Here is a 20,729-nt window from a genome sequence, read left to right as displayed (position 1 = left end):
CATTATGATGTTCAATATTCTGAATGAGGCGCAAGGCAGTTGCTCTAACGTTTAGGGTTCTGCTATATCACACCCACATATAATCTTGCGAAAGCAGACCCTGAGAAACAGGAACAATTCAAACAAGAATTTGAAGAGTTAAAAAAATTGCTGGAATGCAAAACTGATCAAATATTGTTTGAAGATGAGGGCATGATTCGAGATGATCAAACAATCGCAAGCACTTCGTTTCCTAAAGGTCAGCAAAAAATTATACCTACCTATGATAAGTATTACAACGCGAAACTACTCGCAACTGTGGACTATGAGTCTGGTGAAATCTACTAGGAAGAACATAAACAGTATGATGCCGAGATATATCTATCCATTCTGGAACATATTGTTCCAAAATATCCAGAAGGAAAGACGATCCGTTTTTTATAATGATCGCCGAAGCTGTGATGCTGCTGACTCCGGGTATGGTTTGAAGCAGGTTATGCTCCTCTTGGTACTGCTCAAGATGTGCTTCAATTTCTTGATCCAACTCAGCGATCGATTTCTCGTGAAAAGTAATGTGTTCCCAGCAATTTCGAATGACTAGAATTTGATGTTTGATCAGTGTTACAAACAAGGATTCTGCGATGCGAGATACATTCTTCTTTACATTGCCTCTAACACGATGTTCGATGTCGTCACGATCTACAAAACCTTGTTCCATTAAACGCTACAGGAGATTCCGACCGGAAACGCCAAATACATCCGAGATAACCGTTCCCAATTTTACATTCGAGGCATCCGACATTTTTTGTATGCGTTTTTTTCTGCTGTGAGGTTGCCATTTCACTTCTTGCGAAGGCGAGTCAAATCTCGTAGTTCACAAAGATCTTCCGAAGGAACGAAACTCTCTTCAATTAAGCCAAATCGTAGAAGCTTTGCCATCCATTACGAATCATTAACGTCTGTCTTACGACCAGGTACATTCTTAATGCGTTGCGCATTAGCAAGACAGATGTCGAAGTAACCTTTTAAGATATTGTACACCGGCTTCTCCTACCATAATGGAATGAAAGTGTAATTTAACGACTCCTACTTTTATCATACGCTTCTACTGCAAGTATAATTTTGGAATTCTGTTTCTCAAAATGACATAGCTTCGCCACGTCGTGTATATTTCATATACACTATAGTATCTGTTCTATATCCTCAAAGCTAATACAACGTACCGAAGCAGCGATTGGATTCACTTTGATTTTTTATTTGATTCTTATTTCAAGTGGTTCCAAAACTTTAATTCCAACGTCCATGCTTATTTCATTTCCTATGAATTGTAAAACTATTCGTGCTCTTTTTTTACGTTTATCAATTTTTTTAATCATTCCTTCTTTGCCCTTTAAGGGTCCTTCACACACTGTGACCCTAGCGTTTTCCGTATATATATGCGAATAATCGATCATCCCCTTATTATCAATCAATTGCAAAATTAAGGAAATTTCATCATTATTAATTTTAGAAAATAAATAATCATTTTGATGATCTTCGCTATTGTTTTTCTTTTTTCTCTTGTAGATATCATGGTTATAATATTTATTCAAAAGCCGATAGTACCCTGGTATTTGTTTAAGATCGTAATAAGTTTGCACATCCATTTTTGTATTTAGAAGAACGTAACTAGGGAACATTGTCTTGCAAATCTCGAATGTTTGTCCCTGTCTTTTTTCTTCTAATTTACGTTTGGGTACAATCGCACGAACAGCAGTCTCATCGAAGAATTTATGAATTAATCTACGAACTAAATCTTCTTTTCCAGTTTCGACAAACAGCGCGTACCAATCCATGTTTGAACCCCTTTTGAGATTACTTTCTTGAAAGAATTGCTTTCTCAAATTCACGATACAAACCATTTTATAAAATAAATCAAGAAAATATATTACAATAATTCTCCAATGAAAGCGCTATCATTACGGAGAATTCACGAACTCGTTAAACCCCTATCTAGAAGTTCCGTCGCGTATTTATTCATTGCATCTGCTTGAAAGCTTGACTGATTAAATAATCCCGATATTCCAGATCCAACGCCGCAACGATTCTTTTGTTCGGTTTGCTCATTTTTGGTTTGATTTTTGTTTCATTTTTCAACATATTGAACACAATTCGCTTGATAATTGTCAGGTTGTGGGCGGCTGTAAGCGTGAAACAGTGTCCAAAGAAGCGGTTTATCTAGCGGTGGGTATTCGTGAGGATGGCACCAAGGACGTGCTCGCGTAAACGATTGCCCCAACTGAATCCGTCTATGTTTGGAACGAACTCTTGCAAGTCATTCGAGCACGTGGGACGGAAGAGATACTGCTCTTATTTCAGATGGATTGAAGGGCATTGTATCGGCAATAGAGCAAGTGTTTCCGCAAGCTAAGTACCAATGATGTTGTGTTCATGTCGCACGTAATATCGCCCATAAAGTTCGGGCTTCCGATTGATCAGTCATTTGTGAGGATTTCAAAGTTGTGTGCCGTTCAGAAGATGAGCAATCTGGTAAAGCAGCACTAGACGCTTTCTGTGACCAGTGGAAAGCCACCTATACCAAGATGGTAAAATCTTTACGTGAAAATCCATACATTTTCACATTCTACAGCTTTCCAAAGTCGATCTGGAGAAGCATCTACTCTACGAATCTCATTGAATCGTTTAACAAGCAAAGCAAGAAGTATACAAAGCGAAAAGAACAGTTTCCACATGAAGAAGCACTAGAGAAGTTTCTCGTTTCACAGTTCGATGGGTATAATCAGCACTTCGCTACTCGCTGTCATATCGGCTTTGATCAAGCACGAGCTGAAATTCAAGAGTTGTTCACAAGCAAGAACTAATTGATTCTTCTAAAAGATAAGGTTATTTTCATTTAAACATAATTCTTGACGCTACCTTTGCCTAGCGTTCTCATCCTAAATAATATCAAAAAATTTATATGTTTGATATATCCTAAATAGGACATATCTATGAAAGAAATTTCCTGAAAAACTCTCCTTTGTTGCACACGCCCGTTTTGGCGTATATTTTTTTTAACATATTCCGAATGGTTCCTTCCGTTATTCCCAACACATTTGCCATATCCATAACACTTTTATTTTGTAGCCACCCACAAGCTATTTCCTTCTCACGCTTGGTCAGTCTAAATTGTTCATACAATTTTTCCATTTTCTCGAATTTAGATTCTGGATTTTTTCTTACCAGCTTTTTTTCAATTAAACAAACTGTTTTCTCCATAAGGATCACAGCAAAAGTCACATCCATATTCGTGTTAAACGAAAAATCGACATAACCGTATACCGCTCCATTCAATCGTATAGGCACACATATACTGGACCAATTTTGGAAGAGATCTAGAGAATGCTCCTTTCCTTGTACAACAGCAGTTGACTCTAGTTTCATCGCCAAAGAAATTGCATTAAATCCCGTACTTTCTATTGCAAACGATGTACCGACACCAAAGTTGATATGTTCAAGTCCAACAATAGTATCTTCCTTACCGATCAATTCAATGGCAATACCGTACGGATCGCAAATAACAAATACGTGAGGAACAAAAATTGCGATGTTCAAAGCTGCCAATTCCTCTCTCGCAATTGAAACTAGCCATTCGTAACGCTGAGTTAAATGCTCAATATCAGGAGAGGAAAGCCTATCATTCAACCGATTTGTGTCGCTACAGATCCCCCTGATGTCAAACGACTCCATCCATTTCCTTACTTTAATTGGACAAATGTCAGCAAGACAATGCCAAGTATGTTGAACTGATTCTGACGGAACAAATAAGTTCACAAGCATTCCTCCCGCTATAAAGTAATGTTTCCCCTGTTTTCTCGCTTATATTTAGTTTTTCAACTTTGACATCTTGAGAGAAGCGACTTAGGATGTAGACCGTATACTATTTTCCTGTAAAAGTGTAGGCGGGAACAGAGCTAAGAACAATTTTTTTCCAAAACCTTTGATATCTGCCTATGATCGCACAATGGATCTTCACGTTTGCCCTCGAGGTTTCCCCTCCCATGTCACGCTGGGTCTATGCCTTTACATTCCTTCGTTCTACCTCTCAAGGGGTTTAGGCCGTTTCTTGCTCCTTACTGGGTCGTTGCCCTTATGAAATATTTTTTCGCATATTTTCCGATGCTTCCGTTATCAAGTTGTACACATGTGAATAAAGTGAGAAATAAGGCTGAGACTGCGGCAGTTCCTTGCTCAATAAGAAGCCAAAGACTTGTGTTATTGAATCGTTAATATGATCCTACGAAACTTATAAATAACTTCATCTGCACGAGATGGATCTTCTGCAATTTCAGGATTAAGTCGGATGAACGCATTCTTAACCATAGTATCAACCATGACATCTACCTCAGGTTCTCGGATATTTATTCCTTCCCAACATCAACATACTTATTTCAATTTGTTGGAGAAGGGATCAATCTCTTTTACCAAAGTTCATTGACATTCAAACTTTTATAGTAATTTCGAGCTTATCAATATTTTGTTTTAATTCAAATTTTGATTTATCGACCTGTTCCAAAAACAAAATAAACTGTTCTTGCAAGTAAATGGGCAATAAAGGGATGTGAAGACCAGGTACAATTGGTACATTAAGGTTTATCATTGTAACTCCAACAGCCTTATGTTCAATAATCTTTTTATACCCTGGACTTGAGAGAATATGATGCAGGAAAAATGGTATTATCTGATGCTAATTCATTCTATTTGTTGTCCGAAATTGTAAGCTTAGAGTCAGCACATTTTCCCCCATTAACAATATGTGATAGATTAACTAATAGGTATCCATTTTATATATAATCTCCCTTATGCAGCAATAGTCCAAATGGTCCAATTTTGATTTCTGCTACATCGCCTACATTCGTTACGGATTGTTGATTGGCTTGCGATCATTTTAATGTTCACTCTTTAACCATCTATCAATCGTATCCTTGTGAAATAAAATTCTCTTTCTAATCCGAAAGTGCGGGATCTGATTTTCACGTACCATTGCATAAATAGAGTCAGTTGATACTCCTGTTTGTTCAGAAAGCTCATTCACTGTTATCATTATTTTCATTTAATCTTCTCCAAATTTAAAAAGCCCCTTACATCGCTGTGATATGCTCCCATCGTAGTAGACAGTAGAAAAACAAAAACTTCTACTGCTACAAGGGAGGTCACTGAAAATCTGTGGTTTATAAATGCATAAGTATGTCACAGCACAAAACAAAGGCTAATTCCATTCGTAAGCGTCAAACAACCAGGTGTATTGCAAAAGAAAAACCCATGGTCATAAAGATCCACAGGCTGTGCGTTATGTACAATATTGTTGAACTTCCGGACTCCACAGAAGGTAGGTATCAAGTTTGTTCGAGATCAAGCAGTTCCCATCTTGTAAGTACTCGAGCAACTCTGCCTTGTGGTTACGTGCATACCTCAGCGCTTCACCTAGCTTGGATTTAGGAAGAGCTTTACCCCTCGCTGTTACTACCTATGACCAAAAAACATCGAGTACAGGTTTTTCCTGCACCAGACGTTGTTCCTTTCGCTCTCCAGTTCAAAAAGCTTGTCGCAATAGGCGACTCCTTCACTGACGAGGGTGCCTTCCAGCTGCTTCGCCTCAGGTAGCAAAGCCTCAACAAATTTGCGGCGAAGATGGGCCCAACATAGACAAGATGTTGTCACTGCTAGCTTCACATAACCCGAGTAGGCATCGCTATGCAAGTATCCCTTGAACCCTTTCAGGAACGCTTGCGGGAATCTTTTTGATTAGAACCCATTCTATGCTTTCTTCCACGTAGATTAATTTTATCTGTTCCCAGTCTTCCTCGACAGCTCTACGTAATAAAAATCCCATAAATACGCACTCTCCTGAATCTATTCTATGCAAAAGTATCTAAAATAAGCTAATATGCCAAAAAGCAAAGTATTCAAGAATCTCTATTAGAACAAACCCTTCCTCAAAAGCATTTGTATCTGTGGTCCAACGGAAAGTTACACTTCTCACATCTTTATAATACGTTATCTTTTCTTTTGCCACTAGTTGTATTTCTTCATTTAGTTTAAAGTATATAGAGCTTTTATCAATTGTATTAGATGGATTGAAATCCCCATCTTCATTCTTATTAATTATGTCTACTTCTAACGTTTCTAATTTATCTTTTCCAACATATTTTATTGTGGAAGTTCCTATATAGCTTTTGTCTACTTTCTAATAATTAATTGAAATAAACCAGTTATTTGATTGACTTGTAAAAGTCGCTGTATCTTTTTTATTAGAACAACTTACTAATAGCAATAGGAGAAAAATAACAAGCAACTATTCTTATCGTATTCAGAGATTTGTGCTCCTGCGGTTTCTGCATACTTATCCTGGAACCACAAAGTGCACAATAGCCAAAAGCTTTATAAGCATATTTTGCAGTCGATGGTACAGCATCAAAATATCTGACCATGCATTGCCCCATTTATCTATCTAAGTATATGTAGGAGCAGCATTTCAATCCCAATTATAATTTTGTTTGGTAAATCAGTGCCGTTTAATTGTTCATAAGCTTTTTCGATGTCAGGTACATATTTTTTAATAAGCAAGCAACCGCGAATAATTCGCGCAGAGCAACCAGGCCATATATTCTATCTTTTATCAAAAGCCATACGAACGGCTAATTAGCCTAGCACACTCGCCATAATCCATCGTTGAAACTTGAGCCATGTTGGCCGCATTTCCTCGACAATACGACCAAAATCAAACGTTTGCTGATGACAGAATCTTGTTCTTTCAACTCTTCCATTGTGTTGAAGCCAGTTTTTTCTAGTTGATCAAATAATGGAGGCTTAATCCAATCTAAATAAACTCCTCTACTAAAAATGCACAAAATAAAAAAGCAGCCGGTCAACTTCCGACTGCTTTTTTATATAAAATTTATGAATCAGCTATTCTTTTCTAAACTCCATAATTACGATGTTATCATTTTGATTAGTAACCTACTTCTGGTCAAGTTTATTAGAATCTAGCACATTAATTACATAAGTATGCCATTCACTATTTTCTTTAAAATCTTTAAACTTTTGCTGTTCCCAAATACTTTCCTTTTTCTTCCCTCGTCTAACAGAAGTTCATATTCACTTTTCCCAATTACAGTGAGTATATCGTCTTTTAAATAACCGCTGTCACGACATACGATTACCGTTCACACCAACACTTTTAGTTCACACCAACACTAGCATTCACGCCAACATTAGCATTCACACCAACACTAGCATTCACGCCAACACTAGCATTCACGCCAACACTAGCATTCACACCAACATTAGCATTCACACCAACACTAGCATTCACACCAACACTTGCTTTGTTTTGACTACTCGCACTAACAGCAGAACTCATGATTAAGCTCATGGTAATTAAAAAAGATAAAGCTATAATTCTCTTTCTAACCTTTGTTTTCATGTTAATCATTCCTCCTTTTCAGTATACTTTTAAAATAACATTTTTTGGGCGTTTTGCAAGGTACTATGTATCTATTTTTATCACTTTTTATCATTTTTTATCACTTTTTATTTCGTCTACTATTTGTATTCTAGATCCATTACGGCACCTGTATGATCTACACGAAACTTCATAGATTCCATGCCTGCATCTTAACTTTCTTTGCTGGCATAAAAATGCACCCCCTAGAATAACATCGGATTTAACCAGGGGTTTTTCCAATATCTATTCTAGGGGGTGCACAATCACTTCACTGATTTATAATATTCCGCAAACACGTCTGCGAAAGCCTCAGATGAATCGAGACTCTCTTGCAGCGTGTTGTTAACTCCCCCAAATTCGAGCAGCAGGCTTCCGTTAGAGACGGATTGGTTATATTCAGCATTCCCTTGATTAGCACTTTTTAGCAATATGCCTCTAGATATGCCCGGATACTTTTTGTTCAAAAGCGTATTTAACGCTTCGGCAAACTTTTTGTTTTCCTTATGATTAGGATTTGCGTCTCCAATGACGAACATAATGCGAGCATACGATTTGCCATTAATAACTACCGTTGTTTTGTTGCGCGGAATATCCGCATCCCGATGAATATCGAAAAAATAGGTCAAGGAAGCATGTGACCTCATTGCGTTGTCAACTGCTTTCCGCGATTCGGAATAGGCTTTCGTGTAGCTTAATTTCTGTTCATTCAGCTTTGTAGTAAAATCGGTTTCTTCAACAATTGAAGATATTCCCTTTTTCTGCAGACTCTCCGCCAGGTGCTTACCTACAAGCGTAATGTTCACTTTCGGATCATCGAAGGAAGTCCCCTTCGTACTGCTTGAAACATTTTTCCAAGATTCCCGATTATGTGTATGGTAGATATACACTTTACTGTCGCTTTGGCTGACATCTCCTGTATTCACCACCCATTTGGCAACATAAGCGGTTCCTCCGTTTGGCAGCGAAACGTGATACCAATTGTCTTTTAATCCTAAGACAGGAAACGTTTCACCAGCCTTTGCTTTGGCAAGAATCTCATAATCTAACCCCGGCCCTTTGCGCAAATTGGTGGTGTCCACTATATTTACTATTTCTTTCTTATCTTTGGAACTGCTGGTCTTTACATCTTTACCTGGTTTTTGTCCATTATTCGTAGAAGATTGATTGCTGTCACTCGGCGCAGTTTCCACTACCCAATTTGCAACATAAGCCGCGCCGCCGTCTGAAAGAGATACTTTATACCATTCTCCTTCGGTGCCAATAATAGGGTAGGATTCGCCTGCCTTCGCTTTGGCGACTACGTCATAATCCAGCCCTGGTCCATTGCGTAAATTAGTAACAGCCACAATATTTGCAACGGTTACTTTATTTTGAACAGATGCAATCTGGGCGTATTGTTCAGCTCCCCCGCTCAGCGTCTTCCCTTTCGATAAACTCTGAATAGATGCATATGAAGCATCCGCTCCGTTGGATAATAAAGCAAAAATGACGGTTACACCCAATAATTGTTTTCTTAGTTTCAAAGCTAGCTTTCCTCCATTCATAGACTTGTTCTACGAAATTCGACAACAATGGAGGAAAATCCTTCTATACTGCAATCCACAAAGTAATATCGAGACTATGTTCCAAGAATAAATTATATAACTGCACTGTTAACAAAAAAGGCGTATAACAAATATCATTGTCTTACCAGTACATTTAATTTAAAAAATTTCTTGAAGGTGAGGTGAAAGATATGTCTCATGTCCTTCAGGGTAGTTTTTATGTGAAAAATTTGATCCTTTTTCGGCACTCGGTACATATTCTTGACATTGTACATTGCCAAGAATATGTATCGAAAATACAAAAAAACCGCGATTTTCGCGGTAATTAATCGGCATTTATTTTTGTCATCCGTCATTGTGTCACAATAGTAAACCATTTCTATTATTACTTTCTGCTCACTTCTACTTTCTTTAAGATTCGATCCACATTTCCCACATTTCAACTTAAAGTATAATCTCTTCCTGATCTGCTTGTAACTTGACTCATGACTGATTTCAGATTACCACCTTAGTATCTATAATTTAAAAAACTGCGATATTATTTACTAAGACAATATCGTCCATGCCGACTGCTTATCTCAGGAAACTAGCGTCTTTTTTGATTTCCCGCCAATTGTAGAGAAACCCAAAGACTTGAAAAGGAAGTTGGGTTTCTCTTTCGTTTAAGCATGAATAACTGTTATGACGGCGCTCATAGATACACGTAGCCTTACTCCTGTTAACTTGTATTTATAAAAACCATTTCAAGGGACCCTTTCTGTGGGCATCCCAAATGGCGATATCACCTCATTGCAGACTTTATTGCCGATGATCTTGCGTAAGCGATACCGGATAAGTCCTCTGAAGCAATACGTCAAAAGTAATTCCAATTACTGGTACGTGGTGAAGAAAAAATGCGTTGCACCATAGTCGCCGGTCACACCGGTCAAAGTGGGCATTGGGCCTATGATTGGCAGTACCCAATTTAGTGGAACCGCACTTTGCCAACCTCCATTAGCATAACGGATAGTATGCCACGCCTGACCATCTTGAGTAGCAAAGATGAACTGCGTTTGTCCGTCTGCACCGGAGCAACCCCCTATTGCGATGACTCGTTTCTCTACCTGCAATTCTTTTCCTAAATCATTCAACCCCATCCACTTCCCACCATTTCTATGACGAAGTGTATGCCATAGATTTGATTGGTTTGTAGCGAAGACAAACACCGCATCCCCGTTGCTAGGACCTTCTGCTCCCGCAATTGTAGTGACGACTCCAGTCCATTTCCTTGAAAGCTCAGCCGAAAGGTTGCCTAGCGGCTGCCAGCTACCGTTAGCACGCCGAATGGTGTGCCAGAGGTGTCCGTCATTTGTAGTGAACACAAACTGTGTAGCCCCGTCGGCGCCGCTAGTTCCGCTGAGAGCGACCACGTTCCCAGAAACCTTAACTTCTTTTCGGAGGTCACCAATCGGTTGCCAATTCCCGTTTGATTCACGAATAGTGTGCCATAGATGACCATCGCTCGTTGTAAATATAAATTGTATCGTTCCATTCTGCCCGCTCGCCGCTGCGACTGCTGCAACACCTTTGGAAATCTCTAGCAACTGAGATAGATTGTTCGGCCCCGACCAATTGCCATTCGAGTGGCGAATCGAGTGCCACAATTGTCCAATCTCCTCAGGTCCTCCCCAGATCGTAGTGAAAACTAAATGAGTATTGCCATTTTCGTCTTTCGCACCTGCAAGAGAAAGGATCGGACTTTCAATACTAAATTTATCAAGCAGATTCTCCAAGGGCTGCCAGCTTCCGTCCGAGTTACGCACAGTATGCATGAGACTTTTGGTTGCATTAGACTTGGGATACAAAATTGCAACTAACTGCATGTCTGAAGCACTAATATCCGTGCCTCCATTAATAGCAATGCCATCTTTCATGATGGACGCCGGCAACTTGTAGCACATGATAGAGTTAGGATCCGCCACCACAGTTACATTTACGAACGGGTCTAGTGGAGTAAGTACCTGCGCTATTGTCTTCTCACGAGACCACATGAAACGATCTGCAAAATAGGCGATTGCCTTTTCCGAATCAATGAGATTCACGATTTCTGGACGGAGATGCTCATGAGGAAAGCCAAGTGTGTGACCAGTTTCGTGACGAACGACACGTCGGAATACATATTCTGGCGTATCCATGCTGAATCCTTGGAGATTCATCGTGGGCTGGTCAGAAGAGATTTGTAGAATATCGATCCCGCAATATGACCAATATCCTTCACGATCAAAACTTATTCGGACTTGAGGATTGTTAGAAGATTCCGTAAACTGAATATTTCCGGACACGTTCCATGCATTCATGTGGCTAATAATCCGAGCTTTCAATTCAGCAGATGGATTACCGAAAAATCCGACAGTCAGGTTTACACCACTTCTTCTCCAGCGTTTCAATGTCAGTAAAGCCAATTTAAGGGGGTTTGATTGCTCCTCTTGTGACAAAAGTAGTGTTTGGTGGGCTTTCGGAGCGTTTTCTGGGTTAATCTCGATCGCTCTAGCAGCCGATTTTACTTGAAGTTCGGGAGGAAGTTCTTTGATGGTGCACATGATTGAGTCGGATAAGTGAGTTGTTCTGGATGGGGGTATACTGCACATTGCTGACACCTCCAGTTCAAATTTTAGAAAACACACCTTAAGTATACCGTATCTATTGTGATAAATCTGAAAAAATTTTCCATGTCTGATAACTGAAAATGCTAGAATACATCCCGAATTCTAGCGCTTAACACACTAGTAATATTCATAATTAATTGTTTTGTTAAATTTCAATCTGTAAGGTTCCTCCATATAATCTTCGAATACCCCCAGTCTTTGTAAAGCGAATCTTCAAGATATGAAAGTTTTACAAAATGACTGAAAAGGCTGCCCCTCATATAGTGATGAGAAGGGCAGCCTGCAATTAGTTAAACTTGATCTTTGGGGATACCATTTAAACTTGGGACATAATCAGCAGCTTTGTTGCTTTCAAGCGTTTGTATTTCTTCAGTGAAATGAGCATGATTCTGCTGATTGTTTTTCTTATCTGCTTTGTTATCCTCGCGGTCATACTTAGGATCGGCGTCATTTTTTGGCATAGCAATCACCTCCACTCAAAGTTAGTATGAGAAATAGACTTGCATTTTATCCTATTATCTAAACCTAATTAACATAATAATCTTAGATATCTTCCCTCCCTTTCCAACCGAGTGAAATACCGTAAATAAGTGAGCAATCATAAGTGAAATTAATAACTCATCTGTAATCGGTACATATTTTTAACAGTATACATTGCCAGGAATATGTACCGGTAAAACAAAAATACCGCGATTTACGCGGTTATTAATCAGCTAATATTTTTGTCGGAGCAAATAGCGCTATTATGACATCATGTTCTTGTCCAGACTCAATCATGAAATATAGTTCATGTCCTTAGCTTAGGGAAAGTCGCAAACAGTATTGCTTTCTACAAAAAAAGCCAGACTATGCGCTCTGGCTTGGTTTCTTGCTTATGCTTGTGAGCTCGAAAGCCTCTTTGTAGATTCCTAGTTCTTGGGCCTTCTTTTTTTTAATCATCATCGCCTGTTGTAAGCTAGTGGCTTGAAATTCAATTAAGTTGCCCGATGTATCCTCAAATGCATAATAACATTTTTTATTCGACATTAACTTAGCACCTCCCATCTCTCATCTTTATTAATCATTTATAGTGATCATGTTATTGGCTCAGTAAGCTAAAAATATTATGTCCACGTATCCTATTTATATACACAAATTGGGAACCATTGTCCAACGATAAAAAATGTCTATTTAAGTTGATTTCTCTCTATTTTTTTGCATATTTATTTAGAGCCGACCTGTTTTTATTTAGAATGTTAATTTTTTGAACGTATAGCTGTTTAGAATGAAAGTCTCCCAATCTCTTAAAAACCAAGGATTGATTTTCATTGTTGAAGTGAAGGATTGTTAAACTAAGCCAAATCACAAAATTCATCTTCAATGGAAACAAGATTAACAAGCTGTTGCTAGCAGCAATAATTAGATTATTTATAAAATCATCCGCTTTTTTGTCGGCTTTGCATAAAGCAATATCGTAGAAGCTTCAATGAAAAAGGCAGTCGATCATTTTTGTCGGCTGCCCACTTGTATATCATTTATCACTTCATTAAGTTTTTGTCTTTGCCGGTGGAATACTCTGAGGATTATTAAACAGATTATTCGGATCATACTTAGCTTTTACTCTACGTAGCCTTGGATAGTTTTTACCATAATAAACAGGCCCAGAATTTTTTATACCTTGATCAGGAACGTTGATATACGAACCTACGATATAAGGCTGTAATCTCTTCCTAGTGTTCCGAGCTAAGGCAATATTTTTAGCTGCATGAGATGGGTTAACCCATGAGCTGTTCCATTCGACATAGAATTTTGCTTTACGCCAATAGAATGCAGTCGCTTTAGGAGCGATACGGCTTATGGCACCTCCCCAGTTAAGGAAGAAGAATCCGGCCGGAGTCCCTCCTTCTGCTTTTGTTAGAAATTCACGCATAACTTTATAAGCTCTATTCGGGAATGGACGTCTTCCGAAGCCACTGGAGAACTGGTTACTGAACTTTTGGGTAAGCACTGGATCAGGGGCTAATAAAAACTTAGTTGCTTCGATGTATGGGAGCGATCGGATCGTTCTTTTCGTAGTTGTCCCAACTCTTAGAATAGGTTCTAATTGGCGTAGGGCCTCCTTTTTAGAACCGAGGTACAACCCGAGCATGCTGACATTTCCACCTTTTTTGGGACCTACACTTAATTCGCTGCCCAACTTGGTACTGGCGTCAGGAGCCCATACTTGCCATTTCTTTACGACTTTTTCGAACTGTTCCCATGGCCAGGTAATGCTGAAAACTGTAGCCTTGGCTGGCGAGCGCAATACTTTGAATTTATATTTTGTGTATACGCCGAAGTTGCCGCCACCACCACCGCGGGAAGCCCATAGTAGATCGGAGTTTCGTTTTTTATTTGCTCGAATAACTCTTCCCTTTGCGTCAACCATTTCTAGTTCGATTAGATTATCGCTGATGAGTCCAGTTGTTCTTTGAAGAGGACCAATTCCCCCACCCGCTGTAATTCCACCGATTCCAACCGTTGGACTATCACCAAATGGAGCAATAAATCCTTTCCGTGCCAACGTATCTACAATTCTACCTACCCGATTACCTGTCTCAACAACAACCGTATTGTATTTTTTATTCAATTTAATTTTTTTCATTTCACTGACGTCGATGACAATTCCACCGTTAACCTGGGAAAGGTTGGGCTCTAAGGCGTGCCGTCCGCTTCTTGGGCGAATTGGAACATTATTTTTACGAGCCCATTTTATAGCATTAGCAACATCCTGAGTTTTTTGAGCAAAAACAAACACTTTAGGAAATCTGTCAGTATGAGGGTCCCAATTTTTACGAGCTGCTTCATAACCTGGTTGTCCTTTGAGAATCACTCGTCCGGTAAGTCTCGATATTGATTTCACGTATCCAACTCCCTAGAATTAAATGATTATTTATTACTTCCACAAATTAGGCACATACCATTTATGGTATGTGGGGTTTAAATGGTTGGTATGGACTGTTGCTGATTAGGTATATAAAAAAAGCCGCAATCAAATGATTACGGCTTTCAGTATTTACCACACTATTTTCTAAGTACTTGTTGCTGACGAAGCGAATCAATGAGCACACGTATTGCAACTATGTCGGCAATCTGTATATATTGTTGGCCTTTATCAGTAATCGGTACATATTCTTGTCACCGACATGTGTGTTTGCCCCGTTTCACGATCATTTCGCAGCATTTCAACCTTCTTACAGCAAAATGCAGGGTATACGACTTGCGCATTGTAATATCGTTGGCGTCTAGCTTCTCCCATCTACTCATTCCTCCCATATACCAATTCTCACTAGAATATATGCTAGTCCATACCAAATCTATTTAAAATACATATAATGGATTATCTTGTTAGTAGGAGGTGTCTATAATGAGAAACAATAGATCTTGTCGCCGTCGACGCCATATCCACCACCATCACCATCATCATTGTTGTTTTAATCGTTGTTGTTTCGATCCTTGTGGTTTCAATCGTTTTAGATTCTTCTAACATTTTACTAATAGGGCGCCAAGGTTTATGGGGCGCTCTATTTGTCTTTTCACATGAATGCATTCTTCCACTTCGAGAGCCAACTTGCTTTCTTCGGCTAAAAATCTTGATATCCTATAATGTAATACGTCTCTGCTAACATTTCCTACAAACGCTAATGATAGATGAAGATGACGGAGAGAACGGCGTTTTATCCCAGTCAGCATATTGATATTCGATGCGAAAGCCGTGACGGGTTAATAAAGAATGCAGCGTATCCTGATCCGTGAACCGACAAGCAATTCGAGTAGTGGTTCGCTTATACCCCCAATCACGCATCGTGACCCAATGCATGATATGCTGGCTAGCATCGTAACATTGTGTGCCTGATACCTTGACGTTATTCCCATCCTTATCAATAAATGATCCCCATTCTGTCTCCTCTTGATCGGATAAATCCGATCCTTCCGGATTGCGGGTCTCGAATGCAAAAATTCCATGGGGTTGTAAATGTTTGTGAACGGTCATTAGCAAATCGATTTGATCTTGATCACTTAAAAATGCCTGAAATGCATTACCTGTCAAATATATCATCGAAAATCGCTTGTCCGATTCGAAGGTACGAGCATCGCCTTCCATAAAAGTAACAGTCAACCCTGCGGCCTTCAACCGCGCGTATTCGAGCATCGCTGAAGAGATATCTACACCGGTCATCGTTATGCCGGCTCTAGACAGGGGAATCGTTGTTAAGCCTGTGCCACAAGCAAGTTCTAAAACTTCCCCAGGACTCGATTTAGCAAGTTCAAGATAAAACTGATATTTGTCCATTTCACCGTCGAATTCAAGATCGTAATTTATTGGATCTAGATATTCTTCGAGATTGTTATGTTCTATCAAAGCGATTCCTCCGTTCATTTTATGTTATAACATTCCGAATTTTCTAAAATGAATCTATTGAATTAACCATCGCGTTTAACAGTCTTATATTACTATTTTTTCGATAATTCTTTTGGTATTAAATATGTATAATCAATTTTTAACGAACCTAACATTGCCAAGAACTCGTTCAGATAAATAACAAATAGATGTAACGGTACTACCTGTTCCTGTTTACATCTCTTCAAGAAAATAAAGCTTGACGAACCTGGATTTTATCTCGGTTCCTCGAGCTTTAATTTTGCTGAAATGATGGTTAATGTCTTTCAATATTGCATAGGTTATTGCTCTACATCTCACTTTTCAAGCGCTTCAAGTTTTTGCTCAAACTGCTGAATTAGTGCTGGATCGGGTCCATCACGGTACTTTTCGATGAACGCTTCAAGTGCTAAGCGGTATTCCGAAATGAAATCAGGATTGCTAGGACTAGTTGCAAGCTGGGCTTCGGCTTTTAAAACCGGTTTTAGGTCTTTATTAATTACCCATTTTTTACCGTAGTTTGATTTATCACTCATGATGAGAATATTACGTTCGAAGCCAGGAACATATTTAGCGACAAAAACTTCACCCTGAGGAGGAATAAGAATGGCATTGCGCAACGGATAGATACTTGCGGACATCGTATTAAAGCTCGTCGCCACATCCTGACCTTCGGAGGTTTTAAGTACAACTGAATACTCCCAAATATATTTATCGTTGTAAGTGGAGTTTGTTTGCTCTGCATAAACAATAATGGCAGTGCCCTCCGTTCCAACGGCATTAAGAAATAATGAATTTAGATAATGCGTGAAAAAGATATTAAAAATCGCTGTTATAAAACCTAAAATAGGAAATACAATTAACCATTTTCCATGATTGCGCCATATCGTAATGAGGATTCCAATGAAAAGGCTGATAAATAAGATAATCAAAAATGACCATAACGGGTGATGCGTCAGGTAATGTAAGATGGCCGAGATTATATGCATGTACGTTATTACACCTCCCTAATAATAGAAATAAATGAAAGCTCTCGAAATATTTCGTTAAGTTTTATTTTAATTTCTCATGGTTTTCAGCATATTCCCTCAGAATCAAACCACATTGACTGCAAATGAAAAGAATTCTTTCGCTAAGGAGTCGATACTCCGTATGCTCAGGTCTTTTCAAAGGTGTCCTCGAATAAATGCCGCCTTCGTCAAGGCTATGACCAATCTTGATTTCGCTTACTGTGCAATCCGTACATGTTATCTTGTTTCTGATTTTTTCCCAATCCAATGTTTTCTCTCCTCCCTACAAACAAATCCTATTAGTGTTCTTATTAACAATTTATACCTGTTTCACTGTCTCCGCAAGAAAAAACGGCAGCCCTTATATGGGCTACCGTTTCTTATTTTTATTAATCCTCCTGAATCCGTCCTTCACAGAAATTCGTAGATGCACTTGTGTGTTTTTATTACATCTTTGAAGTTAGTTGTTCATTTGTGGTTTATAGTGGTCATATTAATTTCATTGAGGTTTTCTAAGTTGATTTCAATTTGTAATTCAGAATGCTCATTAATAGCGATTAGGATTTGATCTTTAATTTCTAAGCTTTTTATAGGGTTTGAATTTTCAAAAAATATTCCCCATACCAAACGGTCATCAGCATCCGTACAGGAAATAAATCCTTCATTTCCCATTTCACCATCACCGCCATAGATTCTCCCGTCTTGATAATCAATACTGACCCATTCATCAACGACCGTCCAATAATCCACGTTGTACTTTGCTATGCTTTCAATGGTTGTGTCACACAGTGGAGAGCTAAAAAAATTACGCTCTTTTGTGTTGGGGTTATAAGTGCTGTAACAATTTAAAATGGTTATAGTGCCATTTGGGTAGACGATGCAATTAATGCCGGGCAGTTCATGCTTTTTAAGATTCCAATGTTCCGCAATAGAAATATGCATAAAAATCTCCTCTTTATCCAATGACTCTTTCATTCGATTCGGCAATCGAGGAAAAAATACTTGATAATTTCGATCAATCTAATTCAGCTCGCGAAAATAGGTCTTTCATTAATATGTCATCTTCACATGCTTCATTAAAGGCGATTGCAAAACTAAACATAGCTTCTCTATTATCTGTATATGCAGCGAACATATCGGCTTCGGGATCAAATCTTATAATATCAACTAAATGGGGCATTTTTTCATTAAGAAACACAGTTGCTAATGAAGCCCAATCATACCCGTTGCCCTCAACTCCTTCTTCAGCACGTGTTTGAAAAATGTCACGCTTATATTCTCCAACACTTAAAATCATTGATATGCTTCCATTATTATGAGCAACTAGACTAAATTGGTTTATTTTTTCATCAACTTCTAACAGACCCTCAACCTGTTCATCATTCACTTTACGGATCTTTTCATTTCCTTCTCTACCAGCGGCATTGCGGCTCATTTCTAGAAACGTCTTGCTATGTTCATCTTCAGGGTTTAGTGCTACAGCCTCTTCAAAAGCAACTATCGCTTCCTTATACTTTCCAATATAATAATAAGCATATCCTAATCTGTAATGCCAAAGAGGATCGTACTGGCCTTGCTCTTGCACAGATAAAAAATAGTTGATAGCTTCACTATATTTGTCTTGATTATTCAATGCTCTTGCCAAATGGCAAACTAAGTCATAGTCTCTGTCGGGTTCGGGTATTTCCATAATTTTGTTTATGATTTTTTCATACTTGTTCTTGTTATGCCAAAGAGTGAGCTCTTTCAATAGATCATTATCCATTTTTGTTTCCTCTTCTCTAGTGTTAATCAAATATTTATTAAATTGTAATCCAGTCCAAGATTTCGATAAGTTTCATCTAAAGAGATGCCTCACTTAATTATGCGTTCTTCTATTTTTATAATCAGCTGCTCCAGATACTCCCTCCAAGCTTCCCAACTAGGAGAATCGCGCCATAGCTCCACGATTTCTCTTATACCATCCTCATCCTGCACTTCATCCCGGATATCCGTCAAATAATGCAAGATCAAGCGTAAGGACTCTGCATCAGCTACGAATGAACGGATAGTTAGAAGAGATTTTTTCTCATCTTCATGACCGTAATCCAGCTTCCCCGTCTCCTGAAACATCAGATATAGTTCCGCAAGTGCCATAGCTGTGTTGTCATAATAAAAATCAATCTCTGCCATTGATTTCCCAAGTAAACCTTCTTCCTTCATGAGCGTGATTAGTTCGGTAAGCTCCAAACTCAAATGGTCTGGAATATTATCTTGCAGAAAATCGATGACATCCAAACCTTCATCACTTTCCAGTGCTTTAATTCCCCATGATCCCATCACTAGTTCCTCCTTGTTTGTATAGTTTCATTAGCATTTAAATCTCTTTAGTAAATTACCAATCTCTCTCCCTAATGGCCGTCTCACTATCGATATCCACCTTATATGCATGCAGAATCGCTTCTATGGTCGCGCCAATGGACTCTCGTGCCACAGTTTCGATTTCGCTATCATGCTCATCGAATTCTTCCTGTAAATCGTTAATGGCAATTGTCATCTTATCCAATTCAACCTGTATCGCTTCATTCGAATGGGTACCACTTTCCAAAAACCGTACCACTTCCAGGATAAGCTCTTTCACCTTATCCACTAAAAAAGTGGGGTAGTAGCTGTCGTTATACATGTCTAGCAAATAGTTTAAGTTGGCATCCGTTTTCATTTTGATTCCACCTTTCTGAGTGTTGTTAAATTCACATAGGTATTATCAGACCTTCTCTTGCACAAATCGATGCGAACGATTAGAAATTAAAAATAATATGTATATAAGATTCACATCATATAAAACTCTTACATATTATATCAGAAAACCCTACATTATCTGACAAGTGACCCAAAAAAGTAGCGCTTCTGAATCACCCTACAAATGTTGTTACACTATTAATAAATCTCTGCTAACAAATATTTATAGTATGCTGGGAATTCTCGTATTATGGAGTAAATATCTCTAAACTCAAAAATATTGGCATGTGCTGAGTATACTTCTTTAATATCCATTTTTCTAAACGCTAATTTTGTCCTAGATATATGAAAGTATTGAGTAATAACCATAGCCGAGTCAAATTCTAATTCATCCATAATCTTGCTGGTATTCTGGGCGGTCATATAGGAGTTGTAGCCATTATTATCCTCAATAATTTTATCTTCTGGTAACCCTTTATCTATTAAATAAGATTTCATAACTTTTGCTTCATCGAAACCTTCCTTACCAATACCACCACTTACAATGATATTTGTAAAATAACCCCCATTATAAAGCTCTACAGACTTATCTAATCTTGCTTTTAATCGCTCAGAAGGTTGTCCATTAACTTCGACTTTATTTCCTAATACAACAGCTACGTCAACAAGCTTTAATTCATCATTTAACCCATCTATTATTACGAAAGTAGAGTGAATAATAAACCAGACAAAAAGACTTGCTGCAAATAATAATAATCGTTTAATGAAAACAAGGTTCAATCTATCACCTGCATTCTCTCATTTTTTATCTATAATCCTTCCTAAATAATACCACATATGGACACATTGGTATCATTTATGTAGTGTCACTTTTGGATATACGAGTCCTTTATTTTTCACAAAAAAAACCGTTGATCTAATTAAAGTTCAACGGTTTAAAAACACAAT

Annotated in this window: 19 protein-coding genes and 3 pseudogenes; 2 read left to right on the top strand and 20 right to left on the bottom strand. The window is 38.4% G+C overall.

Translation table 11 applies throughout. The features are described 5' to 3' along the window. Nucleotides 1-60 precede the first annotated feature (60 nt). Nucleotides 61-327 (top strand): annotated as a pseudogene (locus tag I6N90_RS25345) (hypothetical protein); the annotation flags it as partial. On the opposite strand, the gene I6N90_RS00805 reads toward I6N90_RS25345, so the two are convergent. Next, on the bottom strand, nt 257-697 hold the full coding sequence (locus I6N90_RS00805) for a hypothetical protein (RefSeq protein WP_197933626.1): 441 nt from the start codon (nt 695-697) through the stop codon (nt 257-259). The pseudogene I6N90_RS25345 and the gene I6N90_RS00805 sit on opposite strands and share 71 nt — an antisense overlap. Nucleotides 698-1,232: 535 nt before the next feature. Next, nucleotides 1,233-1,814 (bottom strand): antiterminator LoaP, encoded by a 582-nt coding sequence (gene loaP / locus I6N90_RS00800; RefSeq protein ID WP_197933625.1) that lies wholly within the window; start codon nt 1,812-1,814, stop codon nt 1,233-1,235. Between the two features lie 349 nt (nt 1,815-2,163). Between loaP and I6N90_RS00795 the strand changes: the two are divergent. Then, nucleotides 2,164-2,840: pseudogene (locus I6N90_RS00795) on the top strand (IS256 family transposase); the annotation flags it as partial. Nucleotides 2,841-2,967: 127 nt separating this feature from the next. On the opposite strand, the gene I6N90_RS25200 reads toward I6N90_RS00795, so the two are convergent. The 18 genes and pseudogenes from I6N90_RS25200 to I6N90_RS00705 form a co-directional block, all read right to left on the bottom strand. After that, on the bottom strand, nt 2,968-3,792 hold the full coding sequence (locus I6N90_RS25200; protein WP_197933624.1) for a helix-turn-helix transcriptional regulator: 825 nt from the start codon (nt 3,790-3,792) through the stop codon (nt 2,968-2,970). A gap of 1,114 nt (nt 3,793-4,906) precedes the next feature. Beyond that, nucleotides 4,907-5,062, bottom strand: a complete 156-nt coding sequence (locus I6N90_RS00785; RefSeq protein WP_332262418.1) for a helix-turn-helix domain-containing protein — start codon at nt 5,060-5,062, stop codon at nt 4,907-4,909. A gap of 294 nt (nt 5,063-5,356) precedes the next feature. Then, nucleotides 5,357-5,763 (bottom strand): annotated as a pseudogene (locus tag I6N90_RS24585) (IS66 family transposase); the annotation flags it as partial. Then, a complete protein-coding gene (locus I6N90_RS24580; protein WP_232242462.1) occupies nt 5,711-5,851 on the bottom strand; it encodes a hypothetical protein in 141 nt (46 codons plus the stop codon). The gene I6N90_RS24580 and the pseudogene I6N90_RS24585, both read right to left, overlap by 53 nt. 1,347 nt (nt 5,852-7,198) lie before the next feature. Further along, nucleotides 7,199-7,444 carry a hypothetical protein gene (locus I6N90_RS24575; protein ID WP_232242460.1) on the bottom strand — a complete coding sequence of 82 codons (246 nt, stop codon included), beginning with the start codon at nt 7,442-7,444 and terminating at the stop codon, nt 7,199-7,201. A 284-nt stretch (nt 7,445-7,728) separates the two neighbouring features. Continuing rightward, nucleotides 7,729-8,988 carry a stage II sporulation protein P gene (spoIIP, locus tag I6N90_RS00765; protein WP_197933621.1) on the bottom strand — a complete coding sequence of 420 codons (1,260 nt, stop codon included), beginning with the start codon at nt 8,986-8,988 and terminating at the stop codon, nt 7,729-7,731. An 890-nt stretch (nt 8,989-9,878) separates the two neighbouring features. Continuing rightward, complete coding sequence (locus tag I6N90_RS00760; protein WP_232242458.1) at nt 9,879-11,588, bottom strand: M12 family metallopeptidase; 1,710 nt, start codon at nt 11,586-11,588, stop codon at nt 9,879-9,881. Nucleotides 11,589-11,944: 356 nt separating this feature from the next. Beyond that, entirely contained in the window at nt 11,945-12,115 is a 171-nt protein-coding gene (locus I6N90_RS00755; RefSeq protein ID WP_197933619.1) for a hypothetical protein, read from the bottom strand. A 385-nt stretch (nt 12,116-12,500) separates the two neighbouring features. Then, nucleotides 12,501-12,680, bottom strand: coding sequence for a hypothetical protein (locus I6N90_RS00750; RefSeq protein WP_197933618.1), 180 nt, complete (start codon nt 12,678-12,680; stop codon nt 12,501-12,503). A gap of 499 nt (nt 12,681-13,179) precedes the next feature. Then, nucleotides 13,180-14,535, bottom strand: a complete 1,356-nt coding sequence (locus tag I6N90_RS00745) for an FAD-binding oxidoreductase (RefSeq protein ID WP_197933617.1) — start codon at nt 14,533-14,535, stop codon at nt 13,180-13,182. A gap of 252 nt (nt 14,536-14,787) precedes the next feature. Further along, entirely contained in the window at nt 14,788-14,931 is a 144-nt protein-coding gene (locus I6N90_RS00740) for a hypothetical protein (RefSeq protein WP_197933616.1), read from the bottom strand. Between the two features lie 363 nt (nt 14,932-15,294). Further along, nucleotides 15,295-16,035, bottom strand: coding sequence for a class I SAM-dependent DNA methyltransferase (locus tag I6N90_RS00735; protein WP_197933615.1), 741 nt, complete (start codon nt 16,033-16,035; stop codon nt 15,295-15,297). Nucleotides 16,036-16,370: 335 nt separating this feature from the next. Next, complete coding sequence (locus tag I6N90_RS00730) at nt 16,371-17,042, bottom strand: AtpZ/AtpI family protein (RefSeq protein WP_197933614.1); 672 nt, start codon at nt 17,040-17,042, stop codon at nt 16,371-16,373. 489 nt (nt 17,043-17,531) lie between these two features. Next, entirely contained in the window at nt 17,532-18,038 is a 507-nt protein-coding gene (locus tag I6N90_RS00725) for a hypothetical protein (protein WP_232242457.1), read from the bottom strand. Nucleotides 18,039-18,078: 40 nt separating this feature from the next. Further along, complete coding sequence (locus tag I6N90_RS00720; RefSeq protein WP_197933613.1) at nt 18,079-18,828, bottom strand: Imm51 family immunity protein; 750 nt, start codon at nt 18,826-18,828, stop codon at nt 18,079-18,081. A gap of 89 nt (nt 18,829-18,917) precedes the next feature. Continuing rightward, on the bottom strand, nt 18,918-19,382 hold the full coding sequence (locus I6N90_RS00715; protein ID WP_197933612.1) for a DUF4259 domain-containing protein: 465 nt from the start codon (nt 19,380-19,382) through the stop codon (nt 18,918-18,920). Nucleotides 19,383-19,437: 55 nt separating this feature from the next. Continuing rightward, entirely contained in the window at nt 19,438-19,761 is a 324-nt protein-coding gene (locus tag I6N90_RS00710) for a DUF5713 family protein (protein WP_197933611.1), read from the bottom strand. Between the two features lie 218 nt (nt 19,762-19,979). Then, a complete protein-coding gene (locus I6N90_RS00705; protein WP_232242456.1) occupies nt 19,980-20,561 on the bottom strand; it encodes a YdcF family protein in 582 nt (193 codons plus the stop codon). Nucleotides 20,562-20,729: the final 168 nt, after the last annotated feature.

Origin of the sequence: Paenibacillus sp. GSMTC-2017 (genome assembly GCF_016019935.1) — a bacterium.
In the GTDB taxonomy this organism is placed as follows: Bacteria; Bacillota; Bacilli; order Paenibacillales; family Paenibacillaceae; genus Pristimantibacillus.
Note: the sequence above shows the minus strand (reverse complement) of the source record. Positions and strands in the feature narration are given on the sequence as shown.

Excerpts from the sequence above, each read along its gene's own strand:
- I6N90_RS00805 (WP_197933626.1), bottom strand. The coding sequence starts at position 697 with ATGGAACAAGGTTTTGTAGATCGTGACGACATCGAACATCGTGTTAGA.
- loaP (WP_197933625.1), bottom strand. The coding sequence starts at position 1,814 with ATGGATTGGTACGCGCTGTTTGTCGAAACTGGAAAAGAAGATTTAGTT.
- I6N90_RS00785 (WP_332262418.1), bottom strand. The coding sequence starts at position 5,062 with ATGATAACAGTGAATGAGCTTTCTGAACAAACAGGAGTATCAACTGAC.
- I6N90_RS24580 (WP_232242462.1), bottom strand. The coding sequence starts at position 5,851 with ATGGGATTTTTATTACGTAGAGCTGTCGAGGAAGACTGGGAACAGATA.
- I6N90_RS24575 (WP_232242460.1), bottom strand. The coding sequence starts at position 7,444 with ATGAAAACAAAGGTTAGAAAGAGAATTATAGCTTTATCTTTTTTAATT.
- I6N90_RS00760 (WP_232242458.1), bottom strand. The coding sequence starts at position 11,588 with ATGTGCACCATCAAAGAACTTCCTCCCGAACTTCAAGTAAAATCGGCT.
- I6N90_RS00755 (WP_197933619.1), bottom strand. The coding sequence starts at position 12,115 with ATGCCAAAAAATGACGCCGATCCTAAGTATGACCGCGAGGATAACAAA.
- I6N90_RS00750 (WP_197933618.1), bottom strand. The coding sequence starts at position 12,680 with ATGTCGAATAAAAAATGTTATTATGCATTTGAGGATACATCGGGCAAC.
- I6N90_RS00740 (WP_197933616.1), bottom strand. The coding sequence starts at position 14,931 with ATGGGAGAAGCTAGACGCCAACGATATTACAATGCGCAAGTCGTATAC.
- I6N90_RS00730 (WP_197933614.1), bottom strand. The coding sequence starts at position 17,042 with ATGCATATAATCTCGGCCATCTTACATTACCTGACGCATCACCCGTTA.
- I6N90_RS00725 (WP_232242457.1), bottom strand. The coding sequence starts at position 18,038 with ATGAAAGAGTCATTGGATAAAGAGGAGATTTTTATGCATATTTCTATT.
- I6N90_RS00720 (WP_197933613.1), bottom strand. The coding sequence starts at position 18,828 with ATGGATAATGATCTATTGAAAGAGCTCACTCTTTGGCATAACAAGAAC.
- I6N90_RS00715 (WP_197933612.1), bottom strand. The coding sequence starts at position 19,382 with ATGGGATCATGGGGAATTAAAGCACTGGAAAGTGATGAAGGTTTGGAT.
- I6N90_RS00710 (WP_197933611.1), bottom strand. The coding sequence starts at position 19,761 with ATGAAAACGGATGCCAACTTAAACTATTTGCTAGACATGTATAACGAC.